We start from the raw sequence: 3,401 nt of genomic DNA on the forward strand, positions 1-3,401 counted from the left end.
GGCGGCGGGTCAAAGCGTCCGCCGCTGACCGTTGCAATCCGCTGCAGCGTCGACGTCGCGGTGGGCAACAACCTCAATTCATCGCTGTAGCCGACCGAGATGCCTCGCGAGGACCGTTGCGTCGAACCGGATTGCCGCGTCTGTGCCAGATCCAAATGATACGCGCCACGGCGGTCGGTCTTGATTTCAGCTTCGAAACGTCCCGGCGCGGTTTGACGCATCGCCAACTTCTGTCGCCCCAGACCGGGATCGATCATCGTCAACTCCGTCGTCGCGTTCTCGATGAACGCGCCGTTCTGGTCCACCGAATCGAGTGACACGAACGTCGTTTCGCCTTCGCGACGGACATCGACAAACACGCCGCGGTTGTCATCCTTGCGCATGGCGTGGCGGATGACTTGCGCCCAAAACGGACCGAAATCCGGCCACGCCAACCATTCACCCGCCCAACGGTTCTTGGCATCGCTGGTAAACGCCACCGACATGCCCAATCCGTAACGCCACCACGCCAGCAAGGGATCGCCCGCCTCGCTGGCGAGGATAAATTCAGCGGTCGGTTTTGGGCGCGTCACGACATAGCCGAGCAATAGCGGCGACAACTCCAGATCGATTCCCTCCAGCACCGCGGTCGGCCGGACCAGTTGAGCGGTGAAGGGCAGCTCGTTGATCGCCGACTTGCTGGCCTCCACGGTTTCCTTGGCAAACACCTGCGGCACCGCGTCGGGCGAATCACAAAAGTAATAACGCCCGCCCCCGATCTGTGAGAGTTCCTCCAACAGATCTTCACTGGCACCTTGGCCGAGTGCGACGGTGGACAGCGTGATTCGATTGGCGGACATGTCCGAGGCGGCACCCTGGAAATCGCCCGGCGAAGAAACTCCGTCGGTCATCAAGATCACGTGCTTCAATTTCGCCGTCGCCCCACGCAGTGCGTCGAGGGCATCGACCATGCCGGGGTACATGTTGGTGCCGCCGGACGCTTCGATGGTGCTGATCGCGTCGATGATTTGACCCTTGTCGGAGGTCGAGCGGAGTTCGGAAACGGTGTAGGCTGATCCGTCGAACGCGATCACGCCGATCGAATCGCGGGGCCCGAGTAATTCGACGGCCGCCCGTGCCGCGTCTTTGGCGAGTTCGATTTTCTGGCCGCCCATCGATCCGCTTTTATCGATCACCAGCATCATCGCCAGCGATGGCTTTTCGCGTTCCTTTTCGAAATTGCTGCGGACCGGCAGAATCTCTTCGACCTGCGTTCGATAGTAACCTCCCAAGCCGAACGATTGGTCGCCGCCGAGCATGACCAGTCCGCCGCCGAGTTCTTTCACGTAGATGCGGATCAAGTCCATTTGCCGCATCGACATCGCCGTCGCGGGAACGTTGGACAGCACCAGACATTCGTAGCCTTGGATTTCTGTCAGATCACTGGGGATTCCCTCGGGCGGTCGAACTTCCACGTCGATCGATTGTTCATCGAGCGCCCATCGCAGTGAATCGGTTTGGTCCAGATCGGGATCGACCAACAAGACACGCGGGCGTCCCTGGGCATACACGACCGTTTCGGCCGCGTTGTTGTCCAGCAAGGTGTCGTCAAATCCACGCAGTCGGGCGGCGAAGGATTCTTGTCGCTTGCCCAGCACGGTTTGTCGAAATCGAAACGTGTTCTCGCCCTTCTTGATCTTCACCGGCTTGGGTTCGTCATCGCCGATCTGAATGTCGCCGCGATACAGATCGATGTAGCCCTCGGTGTCACGGTTGCTGCTGACGATCACTTCGACAAAAAACGGTTGGCCTTGGCGGACTTGGGTCGGTGCGTCGACGCGTGTCAATTGGACTTCGGGGTCACTGCGCGATGGCAAGGGAACGGTCCAGACGGGCACGCCGCCCTCGGCCGCTGCGGCGATCACGTCGCCTCCACCGGTCGCGTTCCCATCGGATAGCAAGACGACGCGGCGAACCCGAGACGGCGGCATCGAGGCGATCGCGGTGCGCACGGCCGCCTCCAAGTCGGTCCCACGGCGAGCCGGATCGTGGTCGGCATCGTCGCTCGGAGAATTGTCAGCGTCTTGTCCCGCTGAGACAGCTTCGCCGGGCGAGTCGTCCGTGTCTGCGGTTTCATCTCCGGTCACAGAGACGTCATCGGACTCGTCGCCAACTTGGTCGGTGGATTTGTTTGTGTCGGTCTGCCCGCTGTCCTCGGCTTGCCCGCTGCCGACCGCCCACTCGTCTCGCAAACTCTTCGGTTCGCGATCAAATTCCAAGAACCGAACGTCGACATCGGCCTGCTCGGCGGCCTTGATCGCCTGGGCGAGAAACGTGTCGGTTTTCTCACGCGCCGCCTCGTCGATGCTCTCGCTGCGGTCGATCGCAAATACGACCATTTGTCGGTCGGTTTGCCGCATCAACACCGGCCCGGCCAGCGCCGCGGCCAACAGTCCCAGCACGACAATTCGCAACGCCAACGAGACGCGCTTTTGCCAAATCGGAAAGTCGCTCAAGGAGCGGAGGTGATACCAAATCAAAAACGGCACTGCCGGAATCAACAGGTACAACCAAGTGAAATCAGACCACTGCACGGAAACGTTTCCCCGGAGCGAAGGAGGAGGTCGCGACCGTGTCAACTATAGCAGTTTTCTGACCCCGGGTTAGTCGCGGAACAGCTCGCGAATCCCGAAGGTAAAGAAAGTTCCGATTCCGAAATTCGCTAGCTCTTCTTGGGGTTTGTAACGCAGGATCAGGGTGTCGCCGGGTTGGACCAGGATGTTCTCTCGTGAATTGTTCATCGCAACCTGTAAGTCGACGGAGATGTTGTAGGTCCGTCCGCAAGGCAGCTTGCGAATGATGTACAACTGTGTCGGGCTGGCACCGCCAATCCCTTGGATCAGCCCGCCGGCACCACCTCCTCCTCCACCACCACGGGCATTGGACGACGCGATTCCCTGGCCGGACAATGCGATCGCGCCTAACACGTCCAGATCGTAATCTCGCGGCAACGGATACTGGCCTCCGCCGAGCAACCCGCCGGTGTAAAACAATTCGGTTTCTCTGGATTCGACCATCACGATGTCACCGGTTTGCAGCGTCACGTCCGAGGGACGGATGTGGGGCATCTGTCCGGGGTAATAACGCAACGGGATTCGGATGATGAATTGCGTTTCCAGTAGCTGGTTGTCGTACGCGATGCAATTTGCATCGGTCGCAAACACTTCGTGATCCAAGTGCTGTCCCTGGTGATGCGTTCCCGCGCCGCAAGGTTGTGCCAACAGTTGGCTCATCAGTTCGTTGCGTCGATCGGCGGGAATTTGAGACGTCTTGTAGATCACGACTTCGTTGCGTTCATTAAACCCGGGCAACCCGCCGGATCCCATCAACGCATTGAGCACGTCGTTGCGTCGCTCGGGCAA

The 3,401-nt window shown here is 59.8% G+C and carries 1 protein-coding gene and 1 pseudogene; both read right to left on the reverse strand.

The window, feature by feature from the left end:
- On the reverse strand, window positions 1–2,573 hold a 2,573-nt coding region (locus ABX749_RS26655), incomplete at its 3' end, for a VWA domain-containing protein (RefSeq protein ID WP_372898678.1).
- Window positions 2,574–2,642: 69 nt separating this feature from the next.
- Window positions 2,643–3,401: pseudogene (locus ABX749_RS26660) on the reverse strand (polysaccharide biosynthesis protein); the annotation flags it as partial.

This window comes from Stieleria sp. (assembly GCF_041595215.1).
In the GTDB taxonomy this organism is placed as follows: domain Bacteria; phylum Planctomycetota; class Planctomycetia; order Pirellulales; family Pirellulaceae; genus Stieleria; species Stieleria magnilauensis.